Origin of the sequence: Pseudoalteromonas sp. SWYJ118, from assembly GCF_015864505.1 — a bacterium.
GTDB lineage: Bacteria > Pseudomonadota > Gammaproteobacteria > Enterobacterales > Alteromonadaceae > Pseudoalteromonas > Pseudoalteromonas arctica.
Map to the genome: position 1 here is coordinate 105493 of NZ_JADYXC010000008.1, position 16165 is coordinate 121657.

A 16165-nucleotide genomic window follows, 5' to 3' on the forward strand; every position below is an offset into this window, starting at 1 on the left:
CCATCTTGTTATAATAACTATTAATTTCTGCGCTAAAAAAAAGGGCTTATAAATGCACGAAGGTGTGATGAAGGCATGGCTAGAATCTTCACATTTAAACGGCGGCAACGTTGCTTATGTAGAAGAGCTTTATGAAGCGTATTTAGACGATGCGACTTCTGTGCCAGACGAATGGCGAGAAGTGTTTGAACAATTACCTAAAGTTGATGGTGTGGATGTTGAAGTAAAACATTCAGAGGTTCGAGCACAGTTTGCACAGCTTGCAAAAAACAAGCATAGAGAAGTAGTGGTAGCAGAGGGTAGTGGCGGTGACCTTAAACAGGTTAAAGTTCTACAACTTATTAATGCTTTCCGTTTTCGTGGACACCAAAATGCAAACCTAGATCCATTAGGTATTTGGCAACGAGAGCGTGTACGAGATTTAGAGCTAGAGTACCACGACCTATCTTCAAGTGATTTTGACCGCGAGTTTAACGTAGGGTCGTTTGCCGTAGGGCGCGATACTATGCCTTTAGGTGAACTATACCAAGCACTAAAAACTACATATTGTGGTTCAATTGGCGCTGAGTATATGCACATCACATCAACAGAGGAAAAGCGTTGGTTACAACAGCGTTTAGAATCTGTCCAGTCTAGGCCAAAATTCTCAAAAGATGAAAAGCTACGTATCCTAAAAGGTCTTACGGCTGCTGATGGTCTTGAAAAATATTTAGGGGCTAAGTTCCCAGGTGCTAAGCGTTTCTCACTCGAAGGTGGCGATGCGTTAGTTCCAATGCTAAAAGAGCTTATTCACCGCGCTGGTGAAAGCGGCCAACAAGAAGCTGTTATTGGTATGGCTCACCGTGGTCGTTTGAATGTTCTTGTGAATGTACTAGGTAAAAACCCATCAGAATTATTTGATGAGTTTGCCGGTAAACACAAAGAGACATTAAGTTCTGGCGATGTTAAATATCACATGGGTTACTCATCTGACTTTGCTACTAAAGGTGGCAACGTACATATGGCGCTTGCGTTTAACCCATCTCATCTTGAAATTGTAAATCCAGTAGTTATGGGCTCAGTTCGTGCTCGTCTTGATCGCTTAGGTGATAGCTCTGGTATTAAAGCTCTACCAATTACAATTCATGGTGACTCTGCAGTTACTGGTCAAGGTGTTGTACAAGAAACATTTAACTTGTCACAAACTAATGGCTTTAGCTGTGGTGGTAGTATACGCATTGTTGTAAATAACCAAGTAGGTTTTACAACTTCTAAACAAGATGATGTACGCTCAACTGTATATTGTACTGACATAGCTAAAATGGTTCAGTCACCAATATTTCATGTTAATTCTGATGATCCTGAAGCTGTTGCATTTGTTACACAGCTTGCACTTGATTTCAGAAACCAGTTTAAGCGCGACGTAGTTATCGATTTAGTGTGTTACCGTCGCCATGGTCACAATGAAGCTGATGAGCCTAATGCAACTCAGCCTGTCATGTACCAAAAAATTAAAAAACATCCAGTTCCACGTTTAATTTACGCTGATCAACTGATTGCAGAAGGCTCTTTCTCTGAACAAGAAGTTAAAGCTCTAGCAGATGATTACCGTAATGCATTAGATGAAGGCAACTGTGTTGTTTCAGAAATACAGCCAGAGACTTCGCATTCTTCAGATTGGGCTAAATATGTTGGCCACGAGTGGAATGTTGATTACGACGCGAGTGTTTCTGTTGAAAGACTAAAAGAACTGGGTGAAAAAATTGCAACTTACCCAGAGCAATATGTTGCTCAATCTCGTGTTAAAAAGATTTACGATGATCGTAAGTTAATGGCAAGTGGTGAAAAAGCGCTTGATTGGGGTATGGCAGAAACACTTGCTTATGCAACAATTGCGACAGAAGGCACTGACATTCGTTTAACTGGACAAGATTCTGGTCGTGGTACATTCTTCCATCGCCATGCTGTTGTTCATAGTCAAACTGATGGTGCTACGTACACTCCTTTAGAGCACCTAAGTAAAGACCAAGGTACTTTCCAAGTATTTGATTCGGTTTTATCTGAAGAAGCCGTTGTTGCTTTTGAGTATGGTTATGCAACAGCAGAGCCTACATCACTAATACTTTGGGAAGCGCAGTTCGGTGATTTCGCCAATGGTGCACAGGTTGTATTTGACCAATTCTTAAGTTCTGGTGAGCAAAAATGGGGCCGTTTATGTGGTCTTACAATTTTGTTACCGCATGGCTACGAAGGTCAAGGACCAGAGCATAGTTCAGCGCGTTTAGAGCGTTTCTTACAACTATGTGCTGATCACAACATGCAAGTGTGTGTTCCGTCTACTCCGGCACAAGTTTACGCTATGCTTCGTCGTCAATCAGTTCGACCACTTCGTCGTCCACTGATTGTAATGACACCTAAGTCGTTACTTCGTCACCCTCTTGCTACTTCATCACTTGAAGAGCTTTCACACGGTGTTTTCCATAATATGATCGATGAAATTGATGATATTAACCCGGAGAAAGTAGAACGTGTTGTATTTTGTAGTGGTAAAGTTTACTACGAACTATTACAAGAACGTCGTAAGCTTGAGCAAGATAATGTTGCAATTGTACGTGTTGAACAGCTATATCCGTTCCCGCACGATGAAATGAAAACAATTATAGAGCGCTACCAACACGTAACTGATTTTGTATGGTGTCAAGAAGAGCCACAAAACCAAGGTGCATGGTACTGTTCACAACATCACTTTATTGATGCAATCCCACAAGGTGCTAAATTAAAATATGCAGGACGTAAAGCATCTGCATCACCAGCGTGTGGTTACATGTCAGTACATACTAAAGAACAACAAGCGCTCGTTGCCGACGCGCTTACTATAGAAAATAAAGGATAAGCAATGAGCACAGAAATTAAAGTTCCTGTTCTTCCTGAGTCGGTTGCAGATGCTACCGTTGCTACATGGCATGTAAGTGTTGGCGACAAAGTAACTCGCGATCAAAACTTAGTAGACATTGAAACAGATAAAGTGGTTCTAGAAGTTGTTGCACAGCACGACGGTGTAATTACAGAGATATCACAAGAAGAAGGTGCAACCGTACTTGGCGATCAAGTTATGGGTTTACTTGGTGATGCTGATGCAGCGCCAGCAAGTGAAGGTTCAACTAAAGAAGAATCAGCACCAGCTAAATCAGAAGACGCGCCAGCGGCGCAATCAGCACCAGCATCAGAAGGTAAAGAAGTGGATATTAAAGTACCTGTACTTCCAGAATCAGTTGCAGACGCAACAATTGCTACATGGCATGTACAACCAGGTGACGCTGTAACACGCGACCAAAACTTGGTAGATATTGAAACAGATAAAGTTGTTCTTGAAGTAGTAGCTCAAGAAGATGGCATCATGGGTGATATCATTCACGGAGAAGGTGATACTGTATTAGGCGAGCAAGTAATTGGTTCGGTTAAAGCAGGCGGTGCACCAGCGGCTCCAGCTGCAAAAGCAGACGCAGCGCCAGCAGCAGATTCAAGCGAAAGCTCAGATGTGTTAACTCCATCAGTTCGTCGTTTAATCGCTGAAAAAGGCTTAGACGCTTCTAAAATTAAAGGCACGGGTAAAAATGGTCGTGTAACTAAAGAAGACGTTGATACTTTCTTAAAAGCACCAGCGCCAGCGGCTAAAAAAGCAGAAGCTTCTGCTCCAGCAGCACCGATGGGCGATCGTACTCAAAAACGTGTACCTATGACTCGTTTACGTAAAACGATTGCGACACGTCTTCTTGAAGCTAAAAACTCAACTGCAATGTTAACAACATTCAACGAAGTGAACATGGGACCAATCATGAGCCTTCGTAAGCAGTATCAAGAAACGTTTGAAAAGCGTCATGGCATTCGTTTAGGTTTCATGTCTTTCTACGTGAAAGCGGTAACTGAAGCACTTAAACGTTTCCCTGATGTTAACGCATCAATTGATGGTGACGATATTGTTTACCATAACTATTTCGATATCAGCATTGCAGTATCTACTCCACGTGGTCTAGTTACTCCAGTACTTAAAGATTGTGACAAACTATCTGTTGCTGAAATCGAAAAAGGTATTCGTGAACTAGCACTTAAAGGTCGTGATGGTAAGCTAACGCTTGCTGATATGACGGGTGGTAATTTCACTATTACTAATGGTGGCGTATTTGGTTCATTGCTATCTACACCTATCATTAACTTGCCACAATCTTCGATTTTGGGTATGCATAAAATCCAAGATCGTCCTATGGCAGTAAATGGTAAAGTTGAAATACTTCCTATGATGTATTTAGCACTTTCTTATGACCACCGCATCATTGATGGTAAAGAATCTGTTGGTTTCTTAGTGACTATTAAAGAGTTACTTGAAGATCCAACTCGCTTATTGCTAGATGTTTAATCTAGTTGTATGAAATGTAAGCTGTGAATGAACATTCACAGCTTTTTTTTTGCGCCTTTGGTCGTACTGGGGTTTTCATGTTAAGCCTTGGGATCTATACTAGGTGCGCAATTTGGGATAGTTGTTTATTTGAAAAAATATTCAGCTCTTTTAGTATAAAAAATTGGATAAAGCATCATGAATTTGCATGAGTATCAGGCAAAACAACTTTTTGCCGAATATGGTTTACCCGTTTCTACAGGTTACGCTTGCGATACACCTGAAGAAGCTGCTGCAGCTGCTGAAAAAATTGGCGGCGATATGTGGGTTGTTAAAACTCAGGTTCACGCAGGTGGACGTGGTAAAGCTGGCGGTGTAAAGCTAGTTAAAACTATCGAAGAAGTAAAAGCGTTTGCAGCTAATTGGTTAGGTAAAAACCTAGTTACTTACCAAACAGACGAGAAAGGCCAGCCAGTAGCTAAAATTTTAGTAGAAAGCTGTACTGACATTGCTAACGAATTGTACCTAGGTGCAGTAGTTGACCGTGCATCTCGTAAAGTAGTTTTCATGGCGTCTACTGAAGGCGGCGTTGAAATTGAAACTGTTGCTGAAGAAACACCAGAGCTTATCCACAAAGCAGAGATCGACCCGTTAGTAGGTCCTCAAGCTTACCAAGCACGTGAACTAGGTTTCAAATTGGGTCTTAACCCAGTACAAATGAAACAGTTTGTTAAGATCTTTATGGGTCTTGGTAAAATGTTCACTGATTTTGATTTCGCACTACTTGAAATCAACCCGTTAGTAATTACAGATGAAGGCAACCTTCACTGTCTTGACGGCAAAATCGGTATTGATGGTAATGCACTTTACCGTCAACCTAAAATCCGTGAATTCCACGATCCATCTCAAGAAGATGCTCGTGAAGCACACGCAGCAAGCTTCGAGCTTAACTACGTTGCTCTAGACGGTAATGTTGGTTGTATGGTTAACGGTGCAGGCCTAGCAATGGGTACTATGGACATCGTAAACCTACACGGCGGCAAGCCGGCTAACTTCTTGGATGTTGGTGGCGGTGCTACTAAAGAACGTGTTTCTGAAGCATTCAAAATCATTCTTTCTGACGACAATGTTAAAGCTGTTTTAGTAAACATCTTTGGCGGCATCGTTCGTTGTGACATGATTGCTGAAGGCATCATTGGCGCAGTTAAAGAAGTTGGCGTAACCGTACCAGTAGTTGTACGTTTAGAAGGTACTAATGCTGAATTAGGTCGTGAAGTTCTTAAGAACTCTGGTCTAGATATCATTGCTGCTGAATCACTAACAGACGCTGCTGAAAAAGTTGTTGCTGCTGCGGAGGGCAAATAATGTCTGTATTAATCAATAAAGATACAAAAGTTATCTGTCAAGGTTTCACTGGTGGCCAAGGTACTTTCCACTCAGAGCAAGCGCTTGAGTACGGTACACAAATGGTTGGTGGTGTTAGCCCAGGTAAAGGCGGTCAAACGCACCTTGGTCTTCCTGTATTCAACACAGTTCGTGATGCTGTAAAAGAAACTGGCGCAACTGCTTCAGTTATCTACGTACCAGCTCCTTTCTGTAAAGATGCAATCTTAGAAGCTATCGATGCTGGCATCGAGCTAATAGTTTGTATTACTGAAGGTATCCCTACACTTGATATGGTTGATGTTAAAATTAAACTAGATCAAACAGGTACTCGTATGATCGGTCCTAACTGCCCAGGTGTTATTACTCCAGGTCAGACTAAGATTGGTATCATGCCTGGTCATATCCACAAACCTGGTAAAGTAGGTATTGTTTCTCGCTCTGGTACTTTAACGTACGAAGCAGTTAAGCAAACTACTGATGCTGGTTTTGGTCAGTCTACGTGTGTTGGTATTGGTGGTGATCCAATTCCAGGTACTAACTTTATCGACGTTCTAGAAATGTTCGAAAAAGATCCACAAACTGAAGCAATCGTAATGATTGGTGAAATTGGTGGTACTGCAGAAGAAGAAGCTGCAGAGTACATCAAAGCTCACGTAACTAAACCTGTAGTATCTTACATTGCTGGTGTTACTGCACCAGAAGGTAAGCGTATGGGTCACGCTGGCGCAATCATTGCCGGCGGTAAAGGTACTGCTGATGAGAAATTTGCTGCATTAGAAGCTGCGGGCGTAAAAACTGTACGTTCACTTGCTGATATCGGTAAAGCACTTAAAGAGAAAACAGGCTGGTAATCGCTTGTTTCCTTTGAAAAGGCCCGCACATGCGGGCCTTTTTGTTATTAGATGAAAATTTAGAACGGGTAACTAATATGCTGGAAAAAACGTACAGATAAGTCTTGGCGTTGTTTATTTATAGCCAGCTCATTACACAGAGTATAGATTGTTTTTTCTACTTGGTTCATAAATCGACCGTAGCCCATTTCATGTTTATCCTGCTGCGTTGCTACTACTACAAAATGCAGCGTTTCTACTAATTTACTTGCTTCAGAAAAGTGCTTAATTTGATTTTCATTAGATTCAATATCAAAACTTAACTTTTGAAGTTCATCATTGCCTTCACTCTTATCTATTTTACTATTGCGTATAATAGGCGTTGCGCCGTTAGCAACCATAGCGCCATGGTTTAAGTTGTTATTTTGACACGCACGTATAAATGCATATGCAAAGTAGTCATAAAATTTAGCATAGTCGTTTGTGTTCATTAGTGTTTGAAACTGCGTTTTAATTGCGCGCGAAACCGGTATAGTAAAAGTGGCGTAAGTCATCTCTGCATAATCATTGGGTATGCTGCATTGTCTTGATTGGTAGCGAGGGTAGAGACTTCTTAATTTGTAACCATAGCTTTCCTTGTTGCCTTTTTCTTTAGCAAATAGGTCATACGTTAAGTGTTGATGGTCGCGTAGTTTAAACTGGGGCTGATTTATTAAGAGTTGTCCTTGTAAAGTGTCTAACACTTTTTGAACTTTATTATGAAATTCTGCAGAGTTGGCTCGCAAATCATCGCCTGTTGCTAAAAATAGAATGCGTATTTTTTTACTCGGTGTACCTTCAGTGTAATAAATCTTATGCGCTTCGTGATAACGGGGATTATAAAAAAAGAGCATTTGTTTATCTGTTTCTAATTGATAAGACTCATCATTAAATCTTACAACGGGTAGTTTATCATTCGCTAATAAGTGCACATTATAAAGCTCGTACTCATCACAAGAAGCAAACAGCTGGCGTGCAATACGTTCATAGCAGCAATTTATATCACTAAAGCTTTTATAAAAATCCTGATTAGGGGTTATTTCAGCTAAAAGGTAGTGGTTAGCGCGTGCATTAGTTGGAATATATACACGATGTTGATTAAGTGTCGCCATCTTTAAATCCTTATAATGTAGGTTATTTACCTACTATAAACTGTTTAGATGACTTAAATATTGCGTTAAAACAAATTTTATTCATAAACAATGGTTCAGCTGAATTAAAGTTAAGCAATATCAAAAATAAACCTTAATCTAGTGCTGTATGTTAGTGTATGTTTTTGTAATAATGCATTAGTTTTGTTATTACGTAATATTTAGAGGACTACACTCCTATGGCGGAAATTGAGAATCGCCCAAGTAACTTTATTAGAACCCGAATTGATGAAGACTTAGCAAGTAAAAAGCATGCAACAACGCATACACGTTTTCCACCTGAACCAAATGGCTTTTTGCATATTGGTCATGCCAAATCAATTTGTTTAAATTTTGGCATCGCAAAAGATTATAACGGTTTATGTAACTTACGTTTTGACGATACAAACCCAGAAAAAGAAGACATTAACTACGTTAATTCTATAAAAGAAGACGTACAGTGGTTAGGTTTTAACTGGGATGGCGATATAAAGTATTCTTCTAACTATTTTGATACTTTATATGGTTACGCTGTTGAGCTTATAAATAAAGGCTTAGCGTACGTTTGCTTTTTAACAGCGGATGAAGCACGCCAATACCGTGGTACATTGAAAGAGCCAGGTAAAAATAGCCCGTACAGAGATACATCCGTTGAAGAAAACCTAGCGTTATTTGAAAAAATGCGTGCTGGCGAATTCAAAGAAGGCGAATGTGTCCTGCGTGCTAAAATTGATATGGCAAGCTCATTTATGGTGCTTCGCGATCCAATTATTTATCGCGTACGTTTTGCTCATCATCATCAAACAGCAGACAAGTGGTGCATTTACCCAATGTATGACTTCACGCACTGTATTTCTGATGCACTCGAAGGTATTACACATTCATTATGTACACTCGAATTTCAAGATAACCGTCGTTTGTACGACTGGGTACTTGATAACATTAGTTTAGAGTGTCACCCACAGCAAATTGAGTTTTCACGTTTAAATCTTGAATACACAATTATGTCTAAGCGTAAGCTAAGCGATTTAGTGGTAAATAACCATGTAGAAGGGTGGGATGACCCACGTATGCCTACAATTGCAGGCCTGCGTCGCCGTGGTTATACACCAGGTTCAATCCGTGAGTTTTGTTTGCGTATTGGTGTAACAAAACAAGAGAATATGGTTGAAATGGGTATGCTTGAAGCATGTATCCGTGAAGATCTAAACGAAAATGCACCACGTGCAATGGCCGTACTCGATCCTGTTAAAGTTGTTATTGAAAACTACGATGCAGACAAGGTTGAGGTTTTATCTGTGGCTAACCACCCAAATAAAGAAGAAATGGGTCGTCGTGATGTACCGTTTACTCGTGAAATCTATATAGAACGAGAAGACTTTAAAGAAGAAGCGAATAACAAGTTTAAACGTTTAGTGCTTGATAAAGAAGTACGCTTACGTGGTGCTTATGTTATTAAAGCACAGCGTGTTGAAAAAGACGAAAATGGTGAAATCACAACTATCTTCTGTACTTACGATACTGAAACACTTGGTAAAAATCCAAGTGATGGACGTAAAGTAAAAGGTGTTATTCACTGGGTTTCAGCACCAGAGTCTATTACGGCAGAAGTTCGTTTATACGATCGTTTGTTTAGTGTTCCAAACCCAGCAGCCGCTGATGAGTTTGAAACAACATTAAATCCAGAGTCACTGGTTGTTTTATCAAACGCTAAATTAGAGCCATCGCTTGCTAATTCACAAGCAGAGCAGGGCTTTCAGTTTGAGCGTACGGGTTATTTCTCTCGTGATTCTAAATCAGAGAATGTTGTATTTAATCAAACAGTGGGTCTTCGCGATTCATGGTCTAAAACTCAATAAATAATATCTAAATATCTCCAGTATTTACTGGGGATATTCATTACAAGCGTATTTTAGACACAAAAAAACCTGCACTTAGCAGGTTTTTTATTGCTTTTTAAAAGCGGTATTAGCTGTTAGCGTCGCTAAATTCTTTACACGCTGCTTTATCATTACACTCACCGTATAAATATAAAGAATGGTTTGTAAGTGTAATACCATTTTCTTCAGAAATTTCAAGTTGACGACGTTCAATCATCTCATCTTCAAACTCTACAACTTTGCCACACTTCAAACATACTAAATGATCGTGGTGTGTGCTTCCTGAAAGTTCAAATACTGATTTGCCACCTTCAAAGTGATGACGGCTTACAATACCCGCATCATCAAATTGGTTAAGTACGCGGTATACAGTTGCAAGACCAATTTCTTCACCTAGATCCAAAAGAATTTTGTAAACATCTTCAGCACTGATGTGTTGGTTATCTGGAGATTGTAAAATCTCTAATATTTTAATACGCGGTAAAGTTACTTTTAAACCGGCTTTTTTAAGTTCCAAGTTATGATCAGTCATTAAATCTGTCTCAATTTTATTTGGTTATACTAGACATCTTGCAAAGATGTACACGACACATTAGCAACAAACAGGATAACGTGCCTAAGCGTTAAGTGCAAAGAACAATTGATTTATATTGCCACTAAAGCTTAAAACGCTAACTGTTTGATAATTATTTAAACAGCTAGCGATATATGCAGTAAATTAGTCAGCTAATTCACTTAAACACATCTCTTCATATACTTGAGCAGACCATGCTTTAACACGTTGTTCTGTAAGCTCTGGTTGACGGTCTTCGTCGATACCCAAACCTACAAAATGCTTATCATCAGCCATGCCTTTAGATGCTTCAAAGTCATAGCTTTCGCTCGGCCAATGACCAACAACAATAGCGCCACGCTCAGTAACGATATCGTTGATCATGCCCATCGCATCTAAAAAGTACTCAGCGTAATCTTCTTGGTCTCCACAACCAAAAATAGCAACAAGTTTACCTTCAAAGTCTACTTCTTCAAGTTCTGGAAAAAAGTCATCCCAGTCACATTGTGCTTCACCGTAGTACCAAGTAGGGATACCGAATAAGATTAAATCAAATTCAGCAATCTCTTCTTTAGAGCTTTTTGCAATATCATGAACAGCCACTAGCTTCTTACCCAATTCTTTTTGGATCATTTTTGCTACGTGTTCTGTGTTACCTGTGTCACTTCCGAAAAAAATGCCTACACTTGCCATGGATTTAAAACCTTTTATGTATCAATAGCCAATCTTTCTTGTAAAATCGTTTCAATCAGCGCACTGCGGCTAATATTTTGTGCATCTGCCATATCACTCAATGCTTGATATAACTGCGATGAAACTTTAAATTCAACACGCTTTAAGCCACGTGCTTTATCTCTTTTTATTTGATTACGTTTATTTACCTTTAACTGCATATCCCGTGAAAGGGGATTGGTTTTAGGTCTGCCTGGGCGTTTTTCGTATTCAAATAAATCGAGTGTAGTTCTATCTGTTTCTGACTTCGCCATGCTTAACCTACACCTGCGCCTTGCCAAAATACTTGAATAAGACCTTTAGCAATAAAGCCTGAACAACCTAAAAAGAGCACACCCCAGACAATGTATTGTCCGAACTTAGGCACATTGCCACTTTTTAGTACGTCTTTAATTGCCATGCCGATGAATATGAAAATACCGGCTAAGCCAAAATACAACCCTAGGGTATCAAATTCGTTAATTAACTGACTGACCATCAACGTATAACCTTTAAATTAAACGGCGCGTACTATAGCATATAATTATTCATATATTTAGTGCGCAAAATCAAAAACACGCGATTAAAATTGCTTTAAACCGCAGTTAAAAAGTCGTTTATCGCTTTATTTACGGCAAGTGGCTTTTGAGCATGAAGCCAATGGCCTGCGCCATGAATTATTTTAGCCTTGGTATTTTTAAAGCGAGCTTTAATTGCAGTACGATGCTCGGGCAAAATATAGTCAGAATCATTACCTTTAATGAAAAGAGTATCGCATAAACAAGAATTGTTTTCATTAACATTGGATGTAATTGTAGAATATTTTTCGTCAAGCACATTTAAATTAAATCGCCATGCAAAATGACCTTCCTCATTTTTAGCGAGGCTTTTAAGTAGAAACTGTCGAACTCCCAGCTCTTCTATGTAAGGCTGCATTAGAGCATCAGCTTGTTTTCTATCGTCAATTGATTGTGCTGAAACCGCTTTTAATGCCTGTAATATTTTTGTGTGCCGAGCAGGGTAACTAACAGGTGCTATATCAAGTACAACAAGCTTATTTACAAGTTCAGGATGTGTAAGCGCTAATTCCATTGCCACTTTACCACCCATAGAGTGCCCAACTAAATGTGCTTTATCTATGTTCAAATGTGCTAATAACTCAACAATATCTTGTGCCATTGCTGGGTAGTTCATTTCATCACTATGAGGAGAAAGCCCGTGGTTACGTAAATCAACGTTAATAACAGTAAAGTGTTCACTTAATGGTTTTGCTATTACATTTAGGTTTTCTAATGATCCAAAAAGCCCATGTATCAAAATAACATTAGGACCTTGCCCTTGTTGCTTGTAATTTAACTGCATACCCGCCTCCTGAAAATTTCGCCATAGTTTGCCGAGCATTGCTCTAAAAAGCAAAAAATACAGCGACTATTTATTAAATTGGGCTTTTGTTTGTTAAATCAACAACAATGAGGTAAATATTAATATGTTTACGGGAGTGCTTGTTGTAACTCGCATTTCTGATTGGTTTGGGTATAATCACACGGGAGAAAAAAATGTGACCCGTAATGACAGGAAGAACATGAAACAAATCGACATAGACGACGAGTTATATCAATATATTGCTAGCAATACGCAAAGTATTGGTGAAAGTGCATCCACTATTTTACGTCGTTTATTAAATCTGAGCGGCGAAAAAATTCAAACCGCAAACGTAGAACTAACTCAAAATAATCAAACTGCGACTACGTCTACCGCCACATTAAAAAGCTCAGAGCCATCTGCTGCTGAGACTTCAAAAAAACAAACGCCTGTAGCTCACGCACCCGTGAAGCAAAAAAGCGATAATGTTTTTAATGTATTAAATAAAGAAGAGCTGGCAATGCAAAAAGGTGTTGTTGGACGCTTTTTGTTTATTTTAAGTGCATTTTACCGCACACATAAAACTGATTTTTCTGCGGTATTAGACATAAAAGGGCGTGACCGTGTTTACTTTGCTACTAGTAAAGAAGCTTTAGTAAATAGCGGTAGTAGTATGAATCCTAAAAACATAACCGATAGTGAATATTGGGTTATGACTAATTCTAATACAACGCGTAAAAAAATGATGCTTCATGAAGTTGCTCTTTGCCTTGGATATAGTGCAGAGCAAGCTGAAAAAATTCGCGATTACCTGTAAGGAAATATAATGGCTATTCACTCAGGCGCAGGCAAAACTGCTCCACAATCGGCACTGGTTAACGTACCTAAATTAGTATCTGCGTATTACTTAAATGAACCTGATCTTGAACAAAATCCAGAGCATTGTGTTGCCTTTGGTACCTCAGGCCACCGTGGTTGTTCTTACGATGTTAAATTTAACGAGTCACACATTCTAGCGATTACTCAGGCTATTTGTGATTACAGAAAACAAAATGACATATTTGGTCCGTTATTTTTAGGCAAAGACACACACGCATTGAGTGAAGCCGCATTTAACTCTGCAATAGAAGTACTTGTTGCGAATGAAGTGCAAGTGATCACACAAGAAGATGGTGATTTTACGCCAACACCAGTGATTAGCCATGCAATCGTTAGCCACAATAAGCTACACCCAAATGAATTAGCAGACGGGATTGTTGTTACGCCTTCGCATAACCCTCCTGAAGATGGTGGCTTTAAATACAACCCACCTAATGGCGGACCAGCAGATACCGACGTCACTAAATGGATTGAAGACAGAGCTAATCAACTTTTACTAGAAGATTTAGTTGAAGTTGAGTTATTCCCATTCGCTAAGGCATCGCGTTCTGGCTTTATCCGCTACGAAGATTTAATGACTCCTTATATTGATGACTTAGCAAATATCGTTAATTTAAAAGCAATTAGCGATGCAGGTATTAAAATTGGTATCGATCCACTAGGTGGTTCAGGTATTAATTTTTGGCCAGTCATTGCAAAAAAATATAATTTAGATTTAACCGTAGTTAATGATGTTGTTGATCCACGTTTTGCTTTTATGCCACTTGATAAAGACGGCAAAATTCGTATGGATTGTTCATCACCTTATTCAATGGCAAATCTTATTGCACTAAAAGATGATTTTGATGTGTCTATTGGTAACGACCCTGACTACGATCGTCACGGTATTGTAACGCCAGACGGCTTAATGAATCCAAACCACTTTTTAGCAGTGGCAATCGATTACTTACTTAAACACCGTGATTGGAATGAAACCGTAGAAATTGGTAAAACATTGGTTTCTAGCTCTATGATCGACAAAGTAGCTGCTCGTAACAACCGTAAGGTTAAAGAAGTACCAGTAGGCTTTAAATGGTTTGTTGAAGGCTTAAGCAAAGGCAAGCTTGCCTTTGGTGGCGAAGAAAGCGCAGGTGCTGCATTCTTACGTTTTGATGGCTCTGTATGGTGTACAGATAAAGACGGCTTCATTATGGGTCTACTCGCTGCAGAAATACTTGCTGTGACAGGTAAAACGCCATCAGTCCTTTATAAAGAATTAGAACAAGAGTTTGGTTCTCCAATTTATAAACGCCTAGATGCACCAGCCACAAGCGGTCAAAAATCACGTTTACAAGCATTGAGTGCTTCTGATGTAAAAGCAGATACACTTGCTGGCGAGCCTATTTTGCAAAAATTGACTCATGCACCAGGTAACGATGCTGCCATTGGTGGTTTAAAAGTGGTTACTGAAAATGGCTGGTTTGCAGCGCGTCCATCAGGTACTGAAGATATTTATAAAATATACCTTGAATCATTTAAAGGTGAAGAGCATTTAGCGTTACTTGAAAAAGAAGCTAAAAAGCTTGTAGATTCAGTTATAAGCTAACTTAATCTAATAATTTTAAAACGGCTGATTTATTCAGCCGTTTTCGTTTCTATACCTTGTGTATTTATAAAAATATATGCATAAGAGTCTACTCTCACATTATTTTTAAAGGGCTTATTATATGTCAGCCAATCCATCTTACTTAAATGAATTAAAACAAACAGGCGATTTTTTAACGCTTAGTCGTGACAACGAATGGCATTTAGATGCAGGTGAGTTTGTTTTAGATAATGGGACTCGTGTAAATATACACGATACCGGAGTCATTGAGTTTCAACCTGCTGTTATAACGTCAAAAGATGTAGTTTATTCAAGCGCTGTACACGGTAACGAAACTGCGCCAATTGAAATTTGTGATGCACTTATTAAACAAATTATAAAAGGCGAGCTGATACTTAAGCAGCGTGTTTTGTTTATTTACGGTAATCCACAATCAATTAATATTGGCCTGCGTTTTGTAGAAGAAAACTTAAATAGATTATTTAATGGTCACCATACAATTGAAGGTGTACCAATGAATAATGAGCGAAACCGCGCTGCAAAGCTTGAGCAGTACGTAAGCGATTTTTATACACGTGGCGAGCAAGGCAGTACGCGATGTCATTACGACTTACACACTGCAATTAGAGGCTCTAAAAACGAAAAATTTGCTGTGTATCCATTTTTACATGGTAAGCCATGGAAAAAGTCGCAGCTACAATTTTTATTGAGTTGTGGTGTAAATACCGTGCTTATGATGAAATCTCCTGCAACAACATTTAGCTATTATTCGTCATTTATACACGGTGCTGATTCTTTTACGGTAGAGCTGGGTCAAGTTAAGCCATTTGGTCAAAACGATATGGCTCGCTTTGAAAAAACAAAGCAAACCTTAACTGCATTAATTAGTCAAAATGAAGTTAAATATCCTGAATTTAATGCAAACGATTTTGAATTGTTTGCTGTCCATCGCACAATAAATAGAACGCAGAACGATTTTAGCTTTCCTTTTTCTGACGATGCCGAGAACTTTACTGGCTTTGCGAAAGGTGCACTACTTGCAACCGACGGTGATACAGCGATTTACGCTGACGTTGAAGGAGAGGCTATTATTTTTCCAAATGCGAGCGTAGCATTAGGGCAAAGAGCACTCCTTACTGTTATTCCAATGGATATTGATAGCAATTTCGTCTAATTTAACTCATCAGACCACTAGTAACTTAAAGTTAACTATATGATTACTATTAATTAAAGTAACCGTATCGTTAACTTGCCACTTATTTAACCAGTATTTGCTTTTGTTTCGTCCCAGATCTGTTGAATAACACTTTACGTTAACGTAAAGTGTTGGCAGCTTTAATTAAAGATAGTGCAGATGTTGCAAAGTTTAACCAGCAACAATCACCCACAATAATAATTTAAAGGGGCACTGTTTTACCGACAACAAAAGAAGGTAGGT

14 protein-coding genes are annotated in these 16165 nt (G+C 39.1%); 8 read left to right on the plus strand and 6 right to left on the minus strand.

Going from position 1 to position 16165, the window contains the following annotated elements:
* The first annotated feature begins 52 nt into the window (after positions 1–52).
* From sucA to sucD, 4 genes are all read left to right on the plus strand, one after another.
* Positions 53–2872, plus strand: a complete 2820-nt coding sequence (sucA, locus tag I6F48_RS10030) for a 2-oxoglutarate dehydrogenase E1 component (RefSeq protein WP_165727883.1) — start codon at positions 53–55, stop codon at positions 2870–2872.
* A 3-nt stretch (positions 2873–2875) separates the two neighbouring features.
* Positions 2876–4393 carry a 2-oxoglutarate dehydrogenase complex dihydrolipoyllysine-residue succinyltransferase gene (gene odhB / locus I6F48_RS10035; RefSeq protein WP_165727884.1) on the plus strand — a complete coding sequence of 506 codons (1518 nt, stop codon included), beginning with the start codon at positions 2876–2878 and terminating at the stop codon, positions 4391–4393.
* 177 nt (positions 4394–4570) lie between these two features.
* On the plus strand, positions 4571–5737 hold the full coding sequence (sucC, locus tag I6F48_RS10040) for an ADP-forming succinate--CoA ligase subunit beta (protein WP_007586870.1): 1167 nt from the start codon (positions 4571–4573) through the stop codon (positions 5735–5737).
* Complete coding sequence (sucD, locus tag I6F48_RS10045) at positions 5737–6609, plus strand: succinate--CoA ligase subunit alpha (protein ID WP_010552674.1); 873 nt, start codon at positions 5737–5739, stop codon at positions 6607–6609. Before sucC ends, sucD begins: the two co-directional genes overlap by 1 nt.
* Before the next feature lie 59 nt (positions 6610–6668).
* Here the strand turns inward: sucD and I6F48_RS10050 are convergent, their stop codons facing one another.
* The gene (locus I6F48_RS10050; protein WP_165741149.1) at positions 6669–7739 is read right to left on the minus strand and encodes a DUF3083 family protein; all 1071 of its coding nucleotides are present in this window, start codon (positions 7737–7739) and stop codon (positions 6669–6671) included.
* Between the two features lie 218 nt (positions 7740–7957).
* Between I6F48_RS10050 and glnS the strand changes: the two genes are divergently transcribed.
* Entirely contained in the window at positions 7958–9616 is a 1659-nt protein-coding gene (glnS, locus tag I6F48_RS10055; RefSeq protein WP_010552676.1) for a glutamine--tRNA ligase, read from the plus strand.
* Between the two features lie 109 nt (positions 9617–9725).
* Here glnS and fur read toward each other — a convergent pair whose 3' ends face one another.
* The 5 genes from fur to I6F48_RS10080 all read right to left on the minus strand — a co-directional run bounded on the left by fur (position 9726) and on the right by I6F48_RS10080 (position 12263).
* Positions 9726–10169, minus strand: coding sequence for a ferric iron uptake transcriptional regulator (gene fur, locus I6F48_RS10060; RefSeq protein WP_007586857.1), 444 nt, complete (start codon positions 10167–10169; stop codon positions 9726–9728).
* 186 nt (positions 10170–10355) lie between these two features.
* A complete protein-coding gene (gene fldA / locus I6F48_RS10065) occupies positions 10356–10883 on the minus strand; it encodes a flavodoxin FldA (protein WP_007586856.1) in 528 nt (175 codons plus the stop codon).
* A 14-nt stretch (positions 10884–10897) separates the two neighbouring features.
* A complete protein-coding gene (gene ybfE, locus I6F48_RS10070) occupies positions 10898–11176 on the minus strand; it encodes a LexA regulated protein (RefSeq protein ID WP_002962928.1) in 279 nt (92 codons plus the stop codon).
* A gap of 2 nt (positions 11177–11178) precedes the next feature.
* A complete protein-coding gene (locus I6F48_RS10075) occupies positions 11179–11400 on the minus strand; it encodes a DUF2788 domain-containing protein (RefSeq protein WP_002962930.1) in 222 nt (73 codons plus the stop codon).
* A gap of 95 nt (positions 11401–11495) precedes the next feature.
* Positions 11496–12263 carry an alpha/beta fold hydrolase gene (locus tag I6F48_RS10080; protein WP_007586854.1) on the minus strand — a complete coding sequence of 256 codons (768 nt, stop codon included), beginning with the start codon at positions 12261–12263 and terminating at the stop codon, positions 11496–11498.
* 220 nt (positions 12264–12483) lie between these two features.
* Between I6F48_RS10080 and seqA the strand changes: the two genes are divergently transcribed.
* The 3 genes from seqA (at position 12484) to astE (ending at position 15901) form a co-directional block, all read left to right on the plus strand.
* On the plus strand, positions 12484–13080 hold the full coding sequence (gene seqA, locus I6F48_RS10085; RefSeq protein WP_024589204.1) for a replication initiation negative regulator SeqA: 597 nt from the start codon (positions 12484–12486) through the stop codon (positions 13078–13080).
* A 9-nt stretch (positions 13081–13089) separates the two neighbouring features.
* Positions 13090–14727: a phosphoglucomutase (alpha-D-glucose-1,6-bisphosphate-dependent) gene (gene pgm, locus I6F48_RS10090; RefSeq protein ID WP_165741148.1), complete on the plus strand. Its 1638-nt coding sequence runs from the start codon at positions 13090–13092 to the stop codon at positions 14725–14727.
* Between the two features lie 121 nt (positions 14728–14848).
* Complete coding sequence (astE, locus tag I6F48_RS10095) at positions 14849–15901, plus strand: succinylglutamate desuccinylase (RefSeq protein WP_165727887.1); 1053 nt, start codon at positions 14849–14851, stop codon at positions 15899–15901.
* Positions 15902–16165: the final 264 nt, after the last annotated feature.

Bases quoted from the DNA above. Each gene is read 5' to 3' on its own strand.
- ybfE (WP_002962928.1), bottom strand. From the start codon at position 11,176: ATGGCGAAGTCAGAAACAGATAGAACTACACTCGATTTATTTGAATAC.
- sucD (WP_010552674.1), top strand. From the start codon at position 5,737: ATGTCTGTATTAATCAATAAAGATACAAAAGTTATCTGTCAAGGTTTC.
- I6F48_RS10075 (WP_002962930.1), bottom strand. From the start codon at position 11,400: ATGGTCAGTCAGTTAATTAACGAATTTGATACCCTAGGGTTGTATTTT.
- sucC (WP_007586870.1), top strand. From the start codon at position 4,571: ATGAATTTGCATGAGTATCAGGCAAAACAACTTTTTGCCGAATATGGT.
- odhB (WP_165727884.1), top strand. From the start codon at position 2,876: ATGAGCACAGAAATTAAAGTTCCTGTTCTTCCTGAGTCGGTTGCAGAT.
- sucA (WP_165727883.1), top strand. From the start codon at position 53: ATGCACGAAGGTGTGATGAAGGCATGGCTAGAATCTTCACATTTAAAC.
- seqA (WP_024589204.1), top strand. From the start codon at position 12,484: ATGAAACAAATCGACATAGACGACGAGTTATATCAATATATTGCTAGC.
- I6F48_RS10080 (WP_007586854.1), bottom strand. From the start codon at position 12,263: ATGCAGTTAAATTACAAGCAACAAGGGCAAGGTCCTAATGTTATTTTG.
- I6F48_RS10050 (WP_165741149.1), bottom strand. From the start codon at position 7,739: ATGGCGACACTTAATCAACATCGTGTATATATTCCAACTAATGCACGC.
- fldA (WP_007586856.1), bottom strand. From the start codon at position 10,883: ATGGCAAGTGTAGGCATTTTTTTCGGAAGTGACACAGGTAACACAGAA.
- glnS (WP_010552676.1), top strand. From the start codon at position 7,958: ATGGCGGAAATTGAGAATCGCCCAAGTAACTTTATTAGAACCCGAATT.
- pgm (WP_165741148.1), top strand. From the start codon at position 13,090: ATGGCTATTCACTCAGGCGCAGGCAAAACTGCTCCACAATCGGCACTG.
- astE (WP_165727887.1), top strand. From the start codon at position 14,849: ATGTCAGCCAATCCATCTTACTTAAATGAATTAAAACAAACAGGCGAT.
- fur (WP_007586857.1), bottom strand. From the start codon at position 10,169: ATGACTGATCATAACTTGGAACTTAAAAAAGCCGGTTTAAAAGTAACT.